Here is a 16,380-nt window from a genome sequence, read left to right as displayed (position 1 = left end):
CACTTTCCGGTCTCTACACTATCTTCTCTTCGTAATCTTTCCTGAACCACCGACCCTCGTTTTCGGAGGAGAGGTATTCCTTGGTGGCGTTTTAATAGATGATTTCGGCTTCACATCTGATCCGCTCGAACCACCTGGTGTTTTCGTTATTTTCCCTTTGCTTCCAGTAGAAGGCGGAGGCGTGCTACTTCCTTTTTTCGTAATACTTCCTGTATCTCCTACAGAAGATTTCGAATCTACATTATCGCCACGCTTAATGATAGACCCTTTCCCTTCCTTCGTAATTGGAGGCGGGGTTTTCTTTTCTTCTTTCGTAGGCGGTCTCTCTGGAATAACTGGTTTATGATTTTGTCTGTCATTATATCCGCGATAATCACCGTACGATGATTTTCGTGAACCGAATATATCATTTAATATACTACCCATAATATATCCTTGCAGGAAGGACGGTTGGTAATTTTGACGGACAAACTCTTTATTACTTATTTCAATTAACGTATCAGATGGCTTCTCTTTATCCTTTTGCAGATTATAAATCTTATCAGAATAAACGAGGAACATTTGATTTTCGTCTTCTTTAGATGCTTGCTTCGGTTCTCTTTCATTAATGAGTTCCTTCGCGACTTCAGGAACTGACCGATTGGCGGCCCTATACACGTAAGATTCTTGTTTACCTTCTTTTGCGACAGATTCAAGTGGATAACGGTCTTGAATCGACTTTGTCTGTCCGCCTTGACAACCTGATAAGGCATATCCAGCAACAACAAGTAATGTAACGATAGCAAGTATAGGGATCACGAACGATTTAATCATGGTAAACAATCGGTTTGACATGATTACGCCCCCTTACGTTGCTCTTATAATTTGTACATCAGCAGGAATAATTGCTTCTCCCTCATACATCATTGTGCGACCATTTTGCCATTCAATACGTAATAATTTTCGATTATCCGATTGGAACTCCCATACATACTGTTCTTCTGAAGCTGAGAATGGTGTTTTCCCCATCACAACAACACGTCCGTTATATTGCTCTTCCATATGGTACTCTGTATCATCCATCTCAATTGTCGTCGGAATTTCATCAATCGAATCTAAACGACCATCAATTGGTGTATATAATTTGTAATACGTATTCTCACGGTCTTCAATTTTTAAATAACGAATATCTTTCCCGTCTTGCAGCGTTAAAACAATTTCTTTACGAGAATGCATACTCGTTTTCCCAATTAATTCATACATGACTAATGAAACTTCAACCATATCGCCAGGAGCTAACGTTAACAAACTTTTCTCTGGTTTCGGTGGTTCTGGGCTTTTCATTATATTTTTAATTCGTTTAAATAAACTCATGAGCTACCCCTCCTTCTCTCTTTATAAACAAGCACCTAAAATAAGTGCACCAACAATATGTAATGATCCGGCCAACATCGCGTGCGCAACACTGCCTTCTTTCGTACCTTCTTCTAAATCTAAACCAGCCATTTTCTTTAACACAAATTCGATAAACATTTCTACCACTAATAAAATAACGAAAGAAACTGCTGATGCAAGTAGCGCTTGCCATAAGTCATTTGCTTTCGTTATCGATTGAGATAAAATGTACCCTTGTGCGAATAATTTCATAACGAAACGAGTTGTTACAGCTGTATTCCCATTTTTTATTTCTTTTAAATCATTGTATTTTGTAAAAATTGAATCAACCCACATAATTGCAAATAAAAGTACTGCACTCGCTCCAGTCCATACAAGCATGGCTAATACATTTGTCCATGTCATTGCAAAACCTCCTCAAAAAAATAATAGAAAACCGACATGAATTTATTTAGACATGTCGGTTCATTTGTCTCTATTCTATATTATTTCTCATACTGCTTCATAATACGAGCTAATTCATCGTCAACAGCAGAATTTTTGTTTAAGCTTGCGAATTCATCATCTAATGATTTCTCTTTTTTGTACACTTCACCGCTTGCTTCTGCTTCAGCCTCTAATTGAAGAGCTTTCTCTTCCATACGGCTTAAACCAGCTTTTGCTGAGTTTGAATCAAATCCAGACATCGCCTGATTAATATTCTTTTGTGCTTTCGCCGCATTTACACGTGCTACAAGTGTTTCACGTTTATTTTTCAGCTCTGTTAATTGCTTACGCATTTCTTCTAGCTTCAGGCGAAGATTATCAGCAGCAACTTTATTTTGCTCATAGCTTGCTTTATACTCATTCATCTTTTGCTCTGCATTTTGTTTTTCTTCTAATGCACGGCGCGCAAGATCTAAGTTGTTAGCTTGAACAGCCATATGAGCTTGCTCTTCACGTTTTTTCACAAGTGCTTCTTGCTCTTCAAATAATATTTTGAATTTCTTCTCAAGCGCAATTTGAGCTGCTACACTTTTCTCAGCTTCTTGTACATCCGCTTGCATATCGCGTAAATATTGATCCGTCATCTTAACTGGATCTTCCGCTTTTTCAATTAATGAATATACATTCGACATTGTTAAATCTCTTAATCGTTTAAATACAGACATCTAAATTCCTCCTATGATATACCTCATATTTCAAATTCACTACTTGGAAAACTTAAGAATCTCCCTTTACAGTAAAGAATATTCATTTTTACAGCCTATGTGTTTATTATAACAAAACTAATATGTCCTTACATGTTATTTCCAAAATACAGCCAATATAATATGACATTACCTACAAAACATTGTATTCCTAATATATTCTCATTAATTCTCTTCAAAATTGACTCATTTTTATGTACTTTCACTAAATTACATTATTGTAATGTTACTGTAAGCTAACTCGATAGTTACGTCTCCCTATTTCTTATACACTAATACCAGAAGCGACAAACAAGCTTCTCATCATTTCAAAACGAATACAAAAATTGTATTGACTATAAAACAGATAAAAGGAGAAATCATCATGAAAAAATTAGTAGGAATCGGATTAGCAGCAGCAATTTCACTTGGAGCATTATCAGGTTGTTCTTTATTAGGAGAGAAAGCAAACGGCTTTGTACTATACGGATCAGAAGAACAAGTTCAGCAAATTACGGATAAAAATAAAAAAGAAGTGAAAGAAAAAAACTTCTATAAAATGAAAATGACAACATTAGATGGTAAAAAAGTTCTTGTTATGGATAAGAAAACTGGTGAAGAACTAGTGAAAAAAGAGTTACTTAGCAAAGTTGATGAAAAAGACGACACGAAACCACTTGATAAATTACCGGCTGTAACAGCAGAGCAAGGTGTATTATTTGCTAAAGAAAAAGTAGAAAATGCTACACTTGATGGGGCAAAATTAAAATATGAAGGCAACACAATTATCGGAAGTGGCCGTGCATATACAGATATGTATGCAATTGTTGATGACGCAACTTACAGCAATGTAAAAGGTGATGAAAAATCTGTTGGGGTATTAAAATTCGATAAAGATCCAAGTAAAGAATTTCCTGGTTACAAAGGCGTAGAAGCTTCTCAACTTGTAAAAATTAAAAAGTAAAACAAAAAAGCTTCGCGAAATTGAAATGCACCCCAATTGTTAGACACATAATTAACAATTGGGGTGCATTTTTCCCTAAGGATTGGAATAGAGTCCAGGTAGTTGATTCTATTAAAGAAGCATATACCAATCGTGTTCAAATCGCTCCAAATAAATACGTAGGGCAAACTTCTTCTGGATTTAAAGTTGAGATGATTATTGAAAATGGAGAAATTACCACCGCTTATCCAAAATATACGAGAAGATAGTGAGGTTGTATTAATGAATTATTCACATGAATTTTGGCGTGACCCATTTGGTGGACTAAGAATTCGTTTACCAAAAGAAATTGCTATTGTATCTGACTTTATAGAAAACCTAGATGAAGATGAAGCGGATGAATATATAGAAGTTTTAGACCATGTCGTAGAGGGAAAGTACCCTAGTTATGAACTAGAATACAATGCTGCAGCTGTATTTATTGAACCTAAATATACAAGCGCGATTAATTATTACATTAGCCCACCAAATAATCAATGTAAATTAGAAACTTCAGAATTTAGGAGATTACTTTTGCTTTGGAGAAATAAAGTGATGACAGAAGGCCGAGATATTGAAGTAGATTAAAAAGACTGCCTGTAATGAAGTGCACTCCAATTGTTAGACACATAATTAAATGGCTAAATTTTCTTCAAAGGATAAAATACAAGCAGTAAATGGAACAATTTAAGCAAGAACTAGAAACTTATATTGATTACTACAATCACAAAAGAATTAAAGCAAAACTAAAAGGATTGCCCCCTGTGCAATACAGAGTTCAATCCTTAGTAGCTAGCTGCTTAATATATTTGTCTAACTTTTTGGGTTCAATTCAAATTCGAAAAGCTTTTTTCTATTTATGAGCAATTTGCTCCATATCCGGACTACAAGTTTGCGACTGACATGATTTATTTAAAGAACATGCAGCGCATTTTCCTTTTTTACTTCTTTTTACAAAATGAACTAACGTGTATGCTGCATAACCAAAAATGATAGCTCCAATTATAATATTGACCATCATCACAATACATCTCCTTCTAGAATCCGAGTAAGGATCCAACTTGGTATATAATGAGCGTTAATACATAAGCAACTACGAGCGGATAAACGACTGAGAAAATCGTCCATTTCGTTGATCCTGTTTCACGTTTAATAACAGCTACCGTCGCTAAACACGGAACATATAATAAAATAAAGAACATAAATGCATAAGCTGATAATGCTGTATAATGTGCTCCCATTACATTTCCAAGCACATCTTCTTTCACCGCATAAATAATTGCCATTGTAGAAACGACAACTTCTTTTGCTAAAAATCCTGTTAAAAGGGATGCTGCAGCTTGCCACGTTCCAAAACCGAGCGGTGCAAATAGTGGTGCGATAAATCCACCAATCATCGCTAAGAAACTATCTCCCATATCAACACCAAATCCTGATGGACCTGCATAGTTTAATAACCAAATGACAACCGAGCCACCAAAGATGAATGTACCAGCTTTACGAACAAACCCTTTCCCTTTCTCCCATGTGCTCAGCCATAACGTTTTCGCTTGTGGCACTCGGTAAGGCGGTAGTTCAATTACGAAAATAGATTTTTCCGCTTTTAAAATGGTAAGGGACATAATTTTTGTAACTAATAACGCAAGAACAATACCTGCAACATATAGGGAAAACACAACCGTTGCCTGACTATGAGGGAAGAATACTCCCGCAAATAATGCGTATACAGGTAAACGTGCTGAACAAGACATAAATGGTGTTACAAGAACTGTAAGTAAACGCTCTTTTTCTTGTTCAATCGTTCTCGCTGCCATAATACCTGGAACATTACATCCAAAACCGATAATCATCGGAATAAACGCTTTTCCGTTTAAACCGAAGAACTCCATAATTCTATCCATAACAACTGCAATTCGCGCCATATATCCTGAGTCTTCTAATAATGAAATGAAAAAGAATAGTGCAAAGATTTGTGGAACGAATACTAATACAGCGCCAACACCGGCAATAATACCTTCTGTAACGAGTGCTTGAATAAAATCAGAAGCTCCGACACTTGTAAGTCCAGCTGTCACCCAATCTGTAAGCTGTCCACCAAAAAACTCATCTAACATATCTGACAGCGGTGTCCCAATCCACGTAAACGTAACCTGAAAAATAAAAAACATAACTGCTAAAAAGATTGGAAGTCCTAAAATTTTATGTGTAATTAATCTATCAATTTTTTCTGAAAAAGGAATTTTCCCTTCTTTCTCATGCTTCATAACATTTGTTTTTAACTTTTCAATATACGCTTCACGAGTTTTGTAAATGTGCTCTTCCAACGTACAATCAAGTTTTCCTTCTAAGCGAGATCGAATGGCTACAAGTTCCTTATAAATTGGTAATGCTTCCATTTCTTTTTCTACTACTTCGTTATTACTTAAAAATTGAAGAGCTAACCATCTCGGATGCTCATAATTCGCTTTCTCTAAAAGAGAAATTACCTCTTCGATTCCTTCATCCATTTGTACACCATATGAAATAAGGAATGGCTTTTTCTCTTTTTTGTCATTTTCTTTAAGAGTCGCAAGTAGTTCTTCACAGCCTTTTCCGCTTCTGGCAACGACAGGAACGACTGTTACACCTAATAGTTCTGATAATCGTTTTACATCAATTATAATTCCTCTTTGCTTCGCCACATCAATCATATTTAAACCAATTGAAACTGGCTTACCCAATTCAAGTAATTGCAACGTTAAATGCATATTTCGTTCAAACTGCGAGGAATCCACAATATTTAACATATGCTGAAATTCTTCTGATAGTAGAAAGTTTGTTACAACACCTTCATCACGTGAAACTGGATTCAAGTCATAAACGCCTGGTAAATCAATTAATGTTCCTTGCTTATCTTTTAATTTACCAACCTTCTTTTCTACTGTTACACCACTCCAGTTTCCTACATACTCATAAGAACCAGTAAGTGCATTAAATAACGATGTCTTCCCTGTATTCGGATTCCCTAGCAAAGCTACCTTATTCACGCTAATTCCACCTTTATCATTTTCGCGTCACAATGACGAATACTAATTAACTGTCCACGACACTCCAACGTACAAGGACCTTTAAACATCGCTTTCTGTTTCAAGCGAAGTTCGCTTCCTTCCGCAAGACCGAAAGCAGCTAGTCTTCTCTTTAATAGTTGATCTAAAGAATGAACGCTTTTTACTAACACTTTCTCACCAATTTTAATATCTACTAAACTCATAAACTTCCCCCCCAGAAGAGAATGATAATTATTTTCAAAAAAATTATATCATACTCTATTTCACTTGGACTATATCTTTTTGCTTCATATTTATTAACATTTTGCTACAATTCTATTTCAATTATTGTCATACTGTATTCATTTGCCATTCTCATCCATTTCGCTTACAATAAACAGTAGCAAATAAAGAATCTCGTTATCACAGGGGGAGCCATGCCGCTGAGAGGGAACACTTCGTTCCGACCCTTCGAACCTGTTAGTTAATGCTAACGCAGGGATTGTGCAAACGTCCGAAATACATACCTCATTTTTATTTACGTATTTCGTATCCTCCTATGATATCTATTCTTTTTTGTACAACTTGGATTGAGGGGGAGACAACATGCGTAACACCAATTTACAAGCGATGATCGAATCTGCTATTCTTGCAGCCTTCGCCCTGATCATCGACATTTTACCATTATCAATTAAACTTCCAACAGGCGGTTCCATTTCATTTGCTATGATTCCTATTTTTATTATTGCATACCGCTGGGGCTTTAAATCAGCTTTCTTAGGTGGTTTAGTTTGGGGACTATTACAAATTGTCGTGGGAGATGCTTACATTTTAACACCTATTCAAGCATTCATTGAGTACTTCATCGCCTTTGCTTTTATCGGATTTGCTGGCTTATTCTATCGTCCAATTCAAAAAGCACTTTTAACGTCTAATGAAAATAACTTAGAACAATCAAGTCTAGGTAGCTGTAAAGACAAACCTTCATCAAAACAAAACGAAGGAAAGAAAGTTCTTGGTTATATTATCCTTGCTACATTTATCGGTAGCTTTGCTCGCTATTTCTGCCACTTTATTGCTGGTATTATTTTCTGGGGACAATATGCACCGAAAGGTCAATCAGCTGTGCTATATTCATTAATCGTAAACGGTAGTACAATGATTGGTTCCTATATTCTATGTACCGTTTTACTTATCTTTTTATTCCTTACTTCACCACGCTTATTCAAGAGCATCAATGCTTATCAACTAAATGCAAACAAAAAGGGCGCTTAATAAGCGCTCTTTTTTCATATCGTAATATCAATTAAAAATACAATAAATGCGCAAAGAAAAATAAATACTACCATACCTAGTAAATTGCTATTCACGGCTAATCTACTCCTTACATAACCTCATTTTCTAACCAGATTATATCGTTTAAAAATAAAGATTAAGTAAAGATTATATGAAAATAAATTAAAAAAGCGTAGATTATATTGTCTACGCTTTTTTCTGTAAATAAAAATAAAATAACACACCATCTTCTGTATTCTTTACTCCATATTCAGCATCATGTAGTTCTAAAATATTCTTTGAAATGGCAAGCCCAAGACCTGTTCCACCTTGCGAACGCTGACGAGCTGCATCCACGCGATAAAAACGATCCCAAATTTTATCTAATTGCTCTTCTTCAATGTGAGTACCTTTATTTTCAATACACACTTTTATACGATCCTTCTCATCTATTGTAGAAATAATAATATCTTCTTTATTTGGTGTATAACGTATGGCATTCGTAATGAAATTTACGATGACCTGTTCAATCCGGCCTTGATTTGCGACTACTTCAAATGGACCTATATTTTTATGAACACGAAGTTCTTTTTTCTCTATTTCTACAGAAAGGTGTTCACATATATCTTCCATTACTGTATCAATATAAAATGAATCCTTTTTCATTTTATATGTACCTGACTCAAATTTAGCTAACTCCAGCATATCCAAAATTAACGTATCCATTTTATCTACTTCGCGTTCCATCGCTTGAAAATAATACTCCTTTTTATGCTCAGCTACTCCATCTTTTAAAATAGAAATACAACTTTTCATAATACTCAGCGGTGTTTTTAGTTCATGCGAAACACCAGAAATGAATTCTTTCCGCGTCTTTTCTAATTTTCTTTCCTTTTCAATATCTTGTTCTAGCTGTCCAATATGGGAATGTAGTTTATTTGATAATACATTAATATTTTTCGATAAATCACCAATTTCATCTTTTGAAGTAATTGGTATTTGTTCTGTGAAATCTAAATGCGCTATTTTCTTTGTCGTATCATTTATTTTTAATAAAGGCTTTGCAATTTGTTTTGAATAATAGAATGACGCTAGAAAAATAAGAACAACTACAAATGCAATGATGTAAATGTAGTAATCTTGCACCATTTGTACGGCTTCATCTACAGGCTGTAAAGAAGCCATCGCATATATATAAGTTACTGATCCATCTTTTTCTTTTATTGGCTTGATTAATAATTTATATTTAATATCATTTTTTTCATAGTCCATTGTCTTTGTTGAATATTCGATTTGATTACTCTCTTTTAATACTACATCTGTTTGAAATTCTTTTATACTATCCAAAAATAAAGTGTTTTTATAAATTGGATTTATGGGTCCTTTTACATCAGGGAATTGTACTTTCGTAATACGTCCGCCTATGATAGCATCTAGTTCTTGAGCAGCTGGTTCCTGAACGGCCGGCCTCTTTTCTTTACCAACTTGTTCCCCAACTGCTTTCATCTTCTCCTTAAATGCTTTTTCTAACGGTTTATTCAATCCATTTAAATTCTCCTTAGATAGAGAGAAAGAAAATGGAATAAAACGATCTTCTTTTTTCACTCCAGAAAAATAAATTTCTTGGCCTAAAAACTGATTTGATGGTTTATTATCAATCTCCTCTATATTGACGAGATTGTATAGGGGAATTTTGAATATTTGTTGTCCAAATCTCTTTTGTTGCCAACGATTTATCGTTACCTCAAAATAAAAATCATCTGCATGTTTTAAATTCCCGTTCTGATCTAATGTCGTAATCCACGTATTATTTTCTCTTAAAAAGTCTTGCTCCAGCTTCTGCATTCCTTCTACACTTCCTGCATAGTTCAAATAATTTTTTTCGAAGGAATTTAAATTCAATTTAATATCTTCCACTTTTCTATTCGCATAATATTGTTTAAAAAATATCGTTTGTCCAATAAATATCGTCGCTAAAATTAACATACATAATGCTGTTGTGAGGATAAATAATTTTAGTACAATCCCTTTTCTCATACATTCCCCTCAAATTTATAACCTGTTCGTACTACAGTTGTAATGTACTTTGCTTTCTCTCCTAATTTATTTCTTAAATTACGAATATGGCTATTAACGGTTCGGTCATCACCAGCAAATTCATATCCCCAAATTCTTGAAATGAGTTGCTCTCTTGTTAAAACGATCCCTTGATTTTTCATAAAGTACGCTAATATTTCAAATTCTGTATGTGTTAAATTAATATCTGTTTTATCTACCATAACAGTACGCGACGGAAAATGGACATGGATACCATGAATCGATAATGTATCATCTTCATTCTCTAAAAGTTGCTTTGTCACTTTTCTACTCTCTAACAACCTTTTTGCTCTTGCTAATAAAATTGGTGGGCTATATGGCTTCGTCACATAGTCGTCCGCCCCAAGTTCAAATCCAAGTAACGTATCATCTTCATCTACACGTGCCGTCAACATAATGATAGGAACCTCGGATGTTTTACGGATTCTTCGGCAAACGGACCACCCATCGAGTTCCGGCAACATAATATCTAAAATAACTAAATCAACCTCTTCTTCCTCAAATACAACTAAAGCTTCTTTCCCGTCTCTTGCTTCAAACACTATATACTGCTCACTTAAAAAATAATCTTTTAATATTTCACGTAATATATCTTCATCTTCTACAATTAAAATATTTTTTGACATAACTTATGTATCTCCCTCCCGCTTTCAGAAACTATAATTTCACTTTGAATAACTGCCAGTTAACTTCGCCTCGATAATATATCTATCTGGTGCATTCCCTATATAATTAAATGGGTAACAAGTTGTCAGTGTTAATATCGGTTCTTCTTTTTTTATAATAACAGTGCGATCATCCGCATCGGTAATCCATGTCTTTTGAATTTCATATGTGTAACTTTTATTATCATACTCTACAACAAGAGTGTCTTTTTCTTTCAAATCTCCTAAATCTGTAAATACAGTATCCCTATGCCCACTTAGTACGGTATGTCCCCCTCCAGATGGCGTTGTCGTTACATCACTAACGAACATTCCAACCCCTTTCTTCAATGTTGCATCATCCGCTCCCCAATATACAGAAAACTTCTTCTTTATTTTCGGTATATGTAACATCGCTACCTTTTCTCCTTCTTTATGCTCTGTTTGAGAAGAAGGCACTTGAGAAGTTACCGGTGTTTCATAAGGGAGTTGATTATGTCGTATATTGTTAAGGCTCTTTATTTCTTCTGTCGTTAATTGCCCGGCAGAGCTTTTTCCTTTATACCATTCCACAGCATAGTATGATCCCATAAATAGTCCTATAGCCATCAATATGATACCGATATAATTGAGTAACTTCATGTTTCATCCCTCCATGCCAAAAATGGTAGGAATAACCTACCATTTTTAATATATGAAATTATCCCATTCTTTATAGGGCAATATTTTATTTACGCCTTAACTTTATTACGACGATTCAAACCAAATAATGTACCAATTGCTACAAGACATGCACTTAGGCCCATCATCACTACGTTATTTGATGCAGTGTTTGGTAATTTTTCACCTTGTACAGCTGGCTTTGCTACTTCTTTTTTGGCCATATCATTTTTTAACTGTTCTTGTGCTATTCTCTTTTTCTCTTCTTCACTTTTTTTCTCAGCTTTTATTGCTTCCTCTTTTTTAGCCATATCACTTTTTTCTTGTACTTGCGCCGCTTGCTTTTTCTCTGCATCACTCTTTTGTTGTATCTTAATCGCTTCTTCTTTTTTAGCCTTATCTTGTTGTACCTGCGCTGCATCTTCCTTTGTTACTGTTCCAGTATCGGCACTTGCTACTGAAGAATATCCTACTGCTAAAAGTGCCATTGCACAGATCGGTAATAGTTTCTTTTTCATTTTATTTCTCTCCCTTTATATGTTTTACATCACTTCGCATCGGATGTATCACTAGAATAAACAAGAGATATAAATATAAGATGCAGATAAAATATATTTCATTTAAAGATTTCATTATAAAAAATAAAAAAACACCGCAATATATACGATGTTTTTTCGGGTGTGTGTCTCAATTATTTACATGTTACTTTCGCGTGATTTAGAAGTAGAACGGGCCGGAGCGATAACTAATTGTCTCGGCTCAGTTTTCTTTAAGTGATTTTTGACGTTACACTTACGACGTTGAACAACCCACGCTTTAATAGGGTTTGTCAAAATAATTTTTTGCGCTTCGTTAGGGGCCTCTTCTTCCAACCTACAACTTTCGCTCCATTTATTCCATTTCATTGTAAATTTAGAAGAAGAATGATCGTCTTCTCGATCAAACAAGTGCAAAAAATCCATTTCGCCAGCTAGCATTACGGTGTTGCTAGTTGCTAACAAAGAAAAGGTCGTCCAACGTTTCTCCATGCCCTCCTACTCCTTTTTCACATATAGAGTGCCTAAAACTGAATTTACCTAAAATATGCTTGCCTTTTACCTTACACCCATAGTTTATCCAAAACACTACTATGCAACTATCGATTTCCCTTACAACTACCTTACATTTTTGTAAGAAACAAAAAACCTTCACTATGCATATGTGAAGGTTTCTCATTTCTTATCTATATGATCTTTCATATCATCAAGTCCAGCTTCTTGTAGCTGCGACATCATACCATGAGAAATTGCGCCTAATACTAAAGTCATTCCAATTAGTGAAATCCGAATCGCTGGTACATCAATTATATAAGCCAACAATCCAAGAACAATTGTTAAAAGTAATGCTTTTATAAATGTTACAGTTGTGTACTGTTTCTTCTTCATTATAATCACCCTTTATGGAAGCGTTTTCTTGATATAATTAGTATATCATATCATCAGATGATTTTGTCGGTATTTTGTAAAAAATTACTATCTCCTTTGACTTTTTCCTTTCTATCCTTTACAGTCGAAATGTTCACAAGTTTTACACTGTAGGAGGACTCCAATGAATATTGAAATAAAAAACACTTTAATTTCTGAAGAACAATTACAAGAAAAAGTAAAAGAACTAGCACTTCAAATCGAACGTGATTTTGAGGGAGAAGAAATCGTAGTAATCGCTGTATTAAAAGGATCTTTCGTATTCGCTGCTGATTTAATTCGTCACATTAAAAACGATGTAACAATCGACTTTATTTCTGCATCTAGCTACGGAAATCAAACAGAAACAACTGGAAAAGTAAAACTATTAAAAGATATCGATGTAAACATTACTGGAAAAAACGTAATTGTCGTAGAAGACATTATCGATTCTGGTTTAACACTTCACTTCTTAAAAGATCACTTCTTTATGCATAAACCAAAAGCATTAAAATTCTGTACGCTACTTGATAAACCTGAGCGTCGTAAAGTGGACTTAAAAGCTGAATATGTTGGCTTCCAAATTCCAGACGAATTTATCGTTGGCTACGGCATCGACTGCGCAGAAAAATATCGTAACTTACCATTTATTGCTTCGGTTGTAACGGAATAATCGTATAACTTAAAAAATCGATAGTACATGAAATTTATATCGGCGATTTTCAAAATATATCGACCGTAACTCAAATTATATCGGCGATTTTTTTCAATATATCGACTTACCGACAATAACCGACAATCTTAGCACCCTATTAATAGGAAGAAGCTGTTCTGAAATACATCGGAACAGCTCCTTCTTTCCATTACCAAAAACAGGGAGAGATGAAAAATGACAAAAACAAAATTTGAAAAAGTACTCCTCATCGTAAATCCAAAAGCTGGACAAGGCGACTTACATACAAATTTAACGAAAATCGTACCACCTCTTGCCACAGCTTTTCCTGACTTACATATCCTTCATACGAAAAAGCAAGGTGATGCAACAAAATATTGCCAAGAGTTTGCTAGTAAAGTAGATTTAATTATCGTCTTTGGTGGTGACGGCACTGTATTTGAATGCACAAACGGCTTAGCACCTCTTGAAACGAGACCTACACTTGCAATCATTCCAGGCGGAACTTGCAATGACTTCTCTCGCACACTTGGCGTTCCGCAAAACATTGCAGAAGCAGCAAAGCTTATCACAAAAGAACACGTAAAACCAGTTGACGTTGCAAAAGCAAATGGACAACATTTCTTAAACTTCTGGGGCATTGGACTCGTATCTGAAGTATCAAACAATATCGATGCAGAAGAAAAAGCAAAGCTTGGAAAAATCGGCTACTACTTAAGCACCATTCGAACTGTCAAAAATGCTGAAACATTCCCAGTTAAAATCACTTACGATGGACAAGTATATGAAGACGAAGCTGTCCTAGTTATGGTTGGAAACGGTGAATATCTTGGCGGTATCCCATCCTTTATTCCGAACGTAAAATGTGACGACGGAACACTTGATATTTTCGTAGTCAAATCAACAGGCATTCAAGCGTTTAAAGATTATATCGGAAAGAAACTATTTGAAGACTCAAATGAAAATGACATCTTCCACGTAAAAGCGAAATCCATTCATATTGAAACAGAAGAAGAAAAAGAAGTAGATACAGATGGAGAAAGTTCGCTGCATACACCTTGTCATATTGAATTATTGCAAGGGCACTTTACGATGATTTATAATCCTGCGGTTGTGTAATACTAAAAGACGAGCTAAAGTTTTAACATTTTAGCTCGTCTTTTTTATTAGAAGGAGATTTTAATCTACGCTTTAATTTTTAATATGAGTTTTAATAATCAAACTCCCCCCAATTTGTCCAATGCGTATTACAATCCTTATTCACAATAACGCTTGGATCTTTCTTCTCTATTGCAGCAGCTACTGATTGGAAGAATTCATTTTCACTTACTTTTTCGTCTTCAACATGTTTCCATTCTTCCGTTTCATACGCTACTTCCCAATTTCACTAAAGTATAACATAACCATATTTGCCTGTGACATTCTAATAATACTTCTAAAAAATAGAAGAATAGCTTGTTGCATCCTCTAGTTATTTTTAGATACAATTAAGAAAAGAAGCACCTTCATATAAGGGAGAGGGCATACTTTGTTCAACCAACAATTAGTGAATTTACGCATTGATTTTGCATTTAAACAATTGTTTGGTACGAATGGTAGTGAAGATATTCTCATTGCCTTTTTAAACGCGATGTTACAAGAGTCTTTAGAGTCACCTATTGCTTCTCTACAATTAGAAGATCCACATTTACACCGAGAACACGCAAATGATAAATTATCAATTCTAGATATTTCAGCAACATTAGACACAGGGAAAAAAGTAAATGTAGAAATACAGCTTAATAATAATCACGATATGATGAAACGCAGTTTATATTATTGGGGAAAATTATACACATCTCAGTTACAAAAAGGCATGCCATACAATGTGCTTCGTAAAACCATTACCATTAATTTATTGAACTTTATAATGTTTTTAGATCACAAAGAATTTCATACAACTGGCACGTTATGGAATACACAACAACAGAAACTCTTGAGTGATGACATAGAGATTCACATTATAGAAATTCCAAAGTTAACAAAACAATGGCATGAAGAAAAAGTAAATCCATGGAAAGATCCATTTGTTCGTTGGCTTTTATTGCTTTCAGCAAATGAGGATGAACACTTAACTAAAACATTGGAGGATATTGCTATGAACCGAGATCCTATTTTACAAAAAGCAATAAACAAGTGGGAACGTATGAGTCAAGATTCCTCTTTCCGACAAGCCTATGACGCAAGGGAGAAAGTTTTAATGGATGAGGCCGCAAAATTCGCCCATGCAGAGACAGAAGGTATGAAAAGAGGCATGGAAAAAGGCATGGAAAAAGGCTTAGCAAAGGGCTTAGAACAAGGTATAGAAAAAGGGCGAAAAGAAGGGGTTCAACAAGGAAAAATTCAAATGATTAAAAGTATGTATGATCTTGGTATACCACTTGAAACGATTGCTAAGGCAAGTAAATTAAGTTTGCATGAGATTGAGCATATTTTAGGACATAAATAGTCATAAAAAAAGAGCTTGAATAGTTTCAAGCTCTTTTTTATCAACTCTCCTCAATATCATCCAATTGAGTCTTATAACATTCATCACACTCTGGCCTAGTAGGAAGAATCCCTCTTTCATCAGGTAATAAAACCCTCAAAACTTCTCGATCCATCTCTACGAAAGACTTCATAATAATGGTTTAATTTCCAAGTCACTTCATGCTGACATTTTATACTACATACGTATTTTTTATTTGGACTACTCTTTTTTATATATACGAACTCGTTTCTATAATTCAATTCTAGTATCTTATTCTTTCCTTTTTCTAACTCTTCTATATCTCAATCATATTTCACAGCTAAACGCTTCATTTCAACATGAACGATTTGAAGGGCTAATTATTTTTCTCTCTATCTGATCAAAATAATTCCTATTAATAGGCATCCTACTATGATTAAAATCTCCAAATATAACACTCCATGTATACACCTATATTTATTTTCGTTTTCATACTATTGTTATTCATATTCCATTTTAGCTAATAAACAAACGAAAGAGAACTAGGTGG

At 34.7% G+C, this 16,380-nt stretch carries 20 protein-coding genes, 3 pseudogenes and 1 riboswitch; of the genes and pseudogenes, 8 read left to right on the top strand and 15 right to left on the bottom strand.

Annotated elements, in window-relative coordinates; translation table 11 throughout:
- Positions 1 to 18: 18 nt before the first annotated feature.
- The 4 genes from PDK19_RS17190 to PDK19_RS17175 form a co-directional block, all read right to left on the bottom strand.
- Positions 19 to 834: a DUF4247 domain-containing protein gene (locus PDK19_RS17190; RefSeq protein ID WP_000071207.1), complete on the bottom strand. Its 816-nt coding sequence runs from the start codon at positions 832 to 834 to the stop codon at positions 19 to 21.
- A gap of 12 nt (positions 835 to 846) precedes the next feature.
- Positions 847 to 1,353: a DUF4178 domain-containing protein gene (locus tag PDK19_RS17185; protein WP_000051759.1), complete on the bottom strand. Its 507-nt coding sequence runs from the start codon at positions 1,351 to 1,353 to the stop codon at positions 847 to 849.
- Between the two features lie 21 nt (positions 1,354 to 1,374).
- Positions 1,375 to 1,779 (bottom strand): DUF350 domain-containing protein, encoded by a 405-nt coding sequence (locus PDK19_RS17180; RefSeq protein ID WP_000220322.1) that lies wholly within the window; start codon positions 1,777 to 1,779, stop codon positions 1,375 to 1,377.
- 80 nt (positions 1,780 to 1,859) lie between these two features.
- Entirely contained in the window at positions 1,860 to 2,525 is a 666-nt protein-coding gene (locus PDK19_RS17175) for a PspA/IM30 family protein (RefSeq protein ID WP_000110282.1), read from the bottom strand.
- Positions 2,526 to 2,928: 403 nt separating this feature from the next.
- Between PDK19_RS17175 and PDK19_RS17170 the strand changes: the two genes are divergently transcribed.
- The 4 genes and pseudogenes from PDK19_RS17170 to PDK19_RS17155 form a co-directional block, all read left to right on the top strand.
- A complete protein-coding gene (locus tag PDK19_RS17170; RefSeq protein ID WP_049113366.1) occupies positions 2,929 to 3,507 on the top strand; it encodes a lipoprotein BA_5634 family protein in 579 nt (192 codons plus the stop codon).
- Positions 3,508 to 3,527: 20 nt separating this feature from the next.
- A complete protein-coding gene (locus tag PDK19_RS17165; protein ID WP_014893455.1) occupies positions 3,528 to 3,755 on the top strand; it encodes an EndoU domain-containing protein in 228 nt (75 codons plus the stop codon).
- Entirely contained in the window at positions 3,712 to 4,113 is a 402-nt protein-coding gene (locus tag PDK19_RS17160) for a hypothetical protein (protein WP_014893454.1), read from the top strand. Before PDK19_RS17165 ends, PDK19_RS17160 begins: the two co-directional genes overlap by 44 nt.
- 89 nt (positions 4,114 to 4,202) lie before the next feature.
- A pseudogene (locus tag PDK19_RS17155) lies at positions 4,203 to 4,310 on the top strand (IS3 family transposase); the annotation flags it as partial.
- Between the two features lie 68 nt (positions 4,311 to 4,378).
- On the opposite strand, the gene PDK19_RS17150 reads toward PDK19_RS17155, so the two are convergent.
- From PDK19_RS17150 to PDK19_RS17140, 3 genes are read right to left on the bottom strand one after another with little or no spacing between them, the layout of a single operon-like run.
- Positions 4,379 to 4,546 carry a FeoB-associated Cys-rich membrane protein gene (locus tag PDK19_RS17150; RefSeq protein ID WP_000989585.1) on the bottom strand — a complete coding sequence of 56 codons (168 nt, stop codon included), beginning with the start codon at positions 4,544 to 4,546 and terminating at the stop codon, positions 4,379 to 4,381.
- A gap of 16 nt (positions 4,547 to 4,562) precedes the next feature.
- Positions 4,563 to 6,551, bottom strand: a complete 1,989-nt coding sequence (gene feoB, locus PDK19_RS17145; protein WP_270707681.1) for a ferrous iron transport protein B — start codon at positions 6,549 to 6,551, stop codon at positions 4,563 to 4,565.
- Positions 6,548 to 6,775 carry a FeoA family protein gene (locus PDK19_RS17140; RefSeq protein ID WP_000060517.1) on the bottom strand — a complete coding sequence of 76 codons (228 nt, stop codon included), beginning with the start codon at positions 6,773 to 6,775 and terminating at the stop codon, positions 6,548 to 6,550. The genes feoB and PDK19_RS17140 overlap by 4 nt, the downstream gene beginning before the upstream one ends.
- A gap of 194 nt (positions 6,776 to 6,969) precedes the next feature.
- Positions 6,970 to 7,071: riboswitch (TPP riboswitch) on the top strand.
- 86 nt (positions 7,072 to 7,157) lie between these two features.
- On the opposite strand from PDK19_RS17140, the gene thiT reads away from it, so the two are divergent.
- The gene (thiT, locus tag PDK19_RS17135) at positions 7,158 to 7,826 is read left to right on the top strand and encodes an energy-coupled thiamine transporter ThiT (protein ID WP_270707680.1); all 669 of its coding nucleotides are present in this window, start codon (positions 7,158 to 7,160) and stop codon (positions 7,824 to 7,826) included.
- A gap of 207 nt (positions 7,827 to 8,033) precedes the next feature.
- Here the strand turns inward: thiT and PDK19_RS17130 are convergent, their stop codons facing one another.
- The 6 genes from PDK19_RS17130 to PDK19_RS17105 form a co-directional block, all read right to left on the bottom strand.
- Entirely contained in the window at positions 8,034 to 9,863 is a 1,830-nt protein-coding gene (locus PDK19_RS17130) for a sensor histidine kinase (protein ID WP_270707677.1), read from the bottom strand.
- Positions 9,860 to 10,549: a response regulator transcription factor gene (locus PDK19_RS17125; protein ID WP_000041839.1), complete on the bottom strand. Its 690-nt coding sequence runs from the start codon at positions 10,547 to 10,549 to the stop codon at positions 9,860 to 9,862. The genes PDK19_RS17130 and PDK19_RS17125 overlap by 4 nt, the downstream gene beginning before the upstream one ends.
- A 39-nt stretch (positions 10,550 to 10,588) precedes the next feature.
- Positions 10,589 to 11,209, bottom strand: a complete 621-nt coding sequence (locus tag PDK19_RS17120; RefSeq protein ID WP_270707675.1) for a class D sortase — start codon at positions 11,207 to 11,209, stop codon at positions 10,589 to 10,591.
- Between the two features lie 89 nt (positions 11,210 to 11,298).
- Positions 11,299 to 11,745, bottom strand: a complete 447-nt coding sequence (locus PDK19_RS17115; protein ID WP_000728009.1) for an LPXTG cell wall anchor domain-containing protein — start codon at positions 11,743 to 11,745, stop codon at positions 11,299 to 11,301.
- 177 nt (positions 11,746 to 11,922) lie between these two features.
- The gene (locus PDK19_RS17110) at positions 11,923 to 12,255 is read right to left on the bottom strand and encodes a hypothetical protein (RefSeq protein ID WP_000415622.1); all 333 of its coding nucleotides are present in this window, start codon (positions 12,253 to 12,255) and stop codon (positions 11,923 to 11,925) included.
- A 183-nt stretch (positions 12,256 to 12,438) separates the two neighbouring features.
- Positions 12,439 to 12,654 carry a hypothetical protein gene (locus PDK19_RS17105; protein WP_002156638.1) on the bottom strand — a complete coding sequence of 72 codons (216 nt, stop codon included), beginning with the start codon at positions 12,652 to 12,654 and terminating at the stop codon, positions 12,439 to 12,441.
- Positions 12,655 to 12,814: 160 nt separating this feature from the next.
- Here PDK19_RS17105 and hpt point away from each other — a divergent pair, with 160 nt between their 5' ends.
- Both hpt and PDK19_RS17095 read left to right on the top strand, forming a co-directional pair.
- A complete protein-coding gene (gene hpt / locus PDK19_RS17100; protein WP_001019312.1) occupies positions 12,815 to 13,342 on the top strand; it encodes a hypoxanthine phosphoribosyltransferase in 528 nt (175 codons plus the stop codon).
- Between the two features lie 216 nt (positions 13,343 to 13,558).
- Positions 13,559 to 14,461 (top strand): diacylglycerol/lipid kinase family protein, encoded by a 903-nt coding sequence (locus PDK19_RS17095; protein ID WP_270707672.1) that lies wholly within the window; start codon positions 13,559 to 13,561, stop codon positions 14,459 to 14,461.
- 91 nt (positions 14,462 to 14,552) lie between these two features.
- Here the strand turns inward: PDK19_RS17095 and PDK19_RS27475 are convergent.
- A pseudogene (locus PDK19_RS27475) lies at positions 14,553 to 14,726 on the bottom strand (DUF7003 family protein); the annotation flags it as partial.
- Between the two features lie 144 nt (positions 14,727 to 14,870).
- Between PDK19_RS27475 and PDK19_RS17090 the strand changes: the two are divergent.
- Positions 14,871 to 15,830: an Rpn family recombination-promoting nuclease/putative transposase gene (locus PDK19_RS17090; RefSeq protein WP_270707670.1), complete on the top strand. Its 960-nt coding sequence runs from the start codon at positions 14,871 to 14,873 to the stop codon at positions 15,828 to 15,830.
- Between the two features lie 188 nt (positions 15,831 to 16,018).
- On the opposite strand, the pseudogene PDK19_RS17085 reads toward PDK19_RS17090, so the two are convergent.
- Positions 16,019 to 16,230 (bottom strand): annotated as a pseudogene (locus tag PDK19_RS17085) (hypothetical protein); the annotation flags it as partial.
- Positions 16,231 to 16,380 lie beyond the last annotated feature (150 nt).

This window comes from Bacillus cereus group sp. BcHK124, from assembly GCF_027712065.1.
GTDB classification, from domain to species: domain Bacteria; phylum Bacillota; class Bacilli; order Bacillales; family Bacillaceae_G; genus Bacillus_A; species Bacillus_A pacificus.
Note: the sequence above shows the minus strand (reverse complement) of the source record. Positions and strands in the feature narration are given on the sequence as shown.

Excerpts from the sequence above, each read along its gene's own strand:
- PDK19_RS17125 (WP_000041839.1), bottom strand. The coding sequence starts at position 10,549 with ATGTCAAAAAATATTTTAATTGTAGAAGATGAAGATATATTACGTGAA.
- PDK19_RS17150 (WP_000989585.1), bottom strand. The coding sequence starts at position 4,546 with ATGATGGTCAATATTATAATTGGAGCTATCATTTTTGGTTATGCAGCA.
- PDK19_RS17190 (WP_000071207.1), bottom strand. The coding sequence starts at position 834 with ATGTCAAACCGATTGTTTACCATGATTAAATCGTTCGTGATCCCTATA.
- PDK19_RS17170 (WP_049113366.1), top strand. The coding sequence starts at position 2,929 with ATGAAAAAATTAGTAGGAATCGGATTAGCAGCAGCAATTTCACTTGGA.
- thiT (WP_270707680.1), top strand. The coding sequence starts at position 7,158 with ATGCGTAACACCAATTTACAAGCGATGATCGAATCTGCTATTCTTGCA.
- PDK19_RS17140 (WP_000060517.1), bottom strand. The coding sequence starts at position 6,775 with ATGAGTTTAGTAGATATTAAAATTGGTGAGAAAGTGTTAGTAAAAAGC.
- hpt (WP_001019312.1), top strand. The coding sequence starts at position 12,815 with ATGAATATTGAAATAAAAAACACTTTAATTTCTGAAGAACAATTACAA.
- PDK19_RS17185 (WP_000051759.1), bottom strand. The coding sequence starts at position 1,353 with ATGAGTTTATTTAAACGAATTAAAAATATAATGAAAAGCCCAGAACCA.
- PDK19_RS17160 (WP_014893454.1), top strand. The coding sequence starts at position 3,712 with ATGGAGAAATTACCACCGCTTATCCAAAATATACGAGAAGATAGTGAG.
- PDK19_RS17175 (WP_000110282.1), bottom strand. The coding sequence starts at position 2,525 with ATGTCTGTATTTAAACGATTAAGAGATTTAACAATGTCGAATGTATAT.
- PDK19_RS17110 (WP_000415622.1), bottom strand. The coding sequence starts at position 12,255 with ATGGAGAAACGTTGGACGACCTTTTCTTTGTTAGCAACTAGCAACACC.
- PDK19_RS17130 (WP_270707677.1), bottom strand. The coding sequence starts at position 9,863 with ATGAGAAAAGGGATTGTACTAAAATTATTTATCCTCACAACAGCATTA.
- PDK19_RS17120 (WP_270707675.1), bottom strand. The coding sequence starts at position 11,209 with ATGAAGTTACTCAATTATATCGGTATCATATTGATGGCTATAGGACTA.
- PDK19_RS17095 (WP_270707672.1), top strand. The coding sequence starts at position 13,559 with ATGACAAAAACAAAATTTGAAAAAGTACTCCTCATCGTAAATCCAAAA.
- PDK19_RS17115 (WP_000728009.1), bottom strand. The coding sequence starts at position 11,745 with ATGAAAAAGAAACTATTACCGATCTGTGCAATGGCACTTTTAGCAGTA.
- PDK19_RS17180 (WP_000220322.1), bottom strand. The coding sequence starts at position 1,779 with ATGACATGGACAAATGTATTAGCCATGCTTGTATGGACTGGAGCGAGT.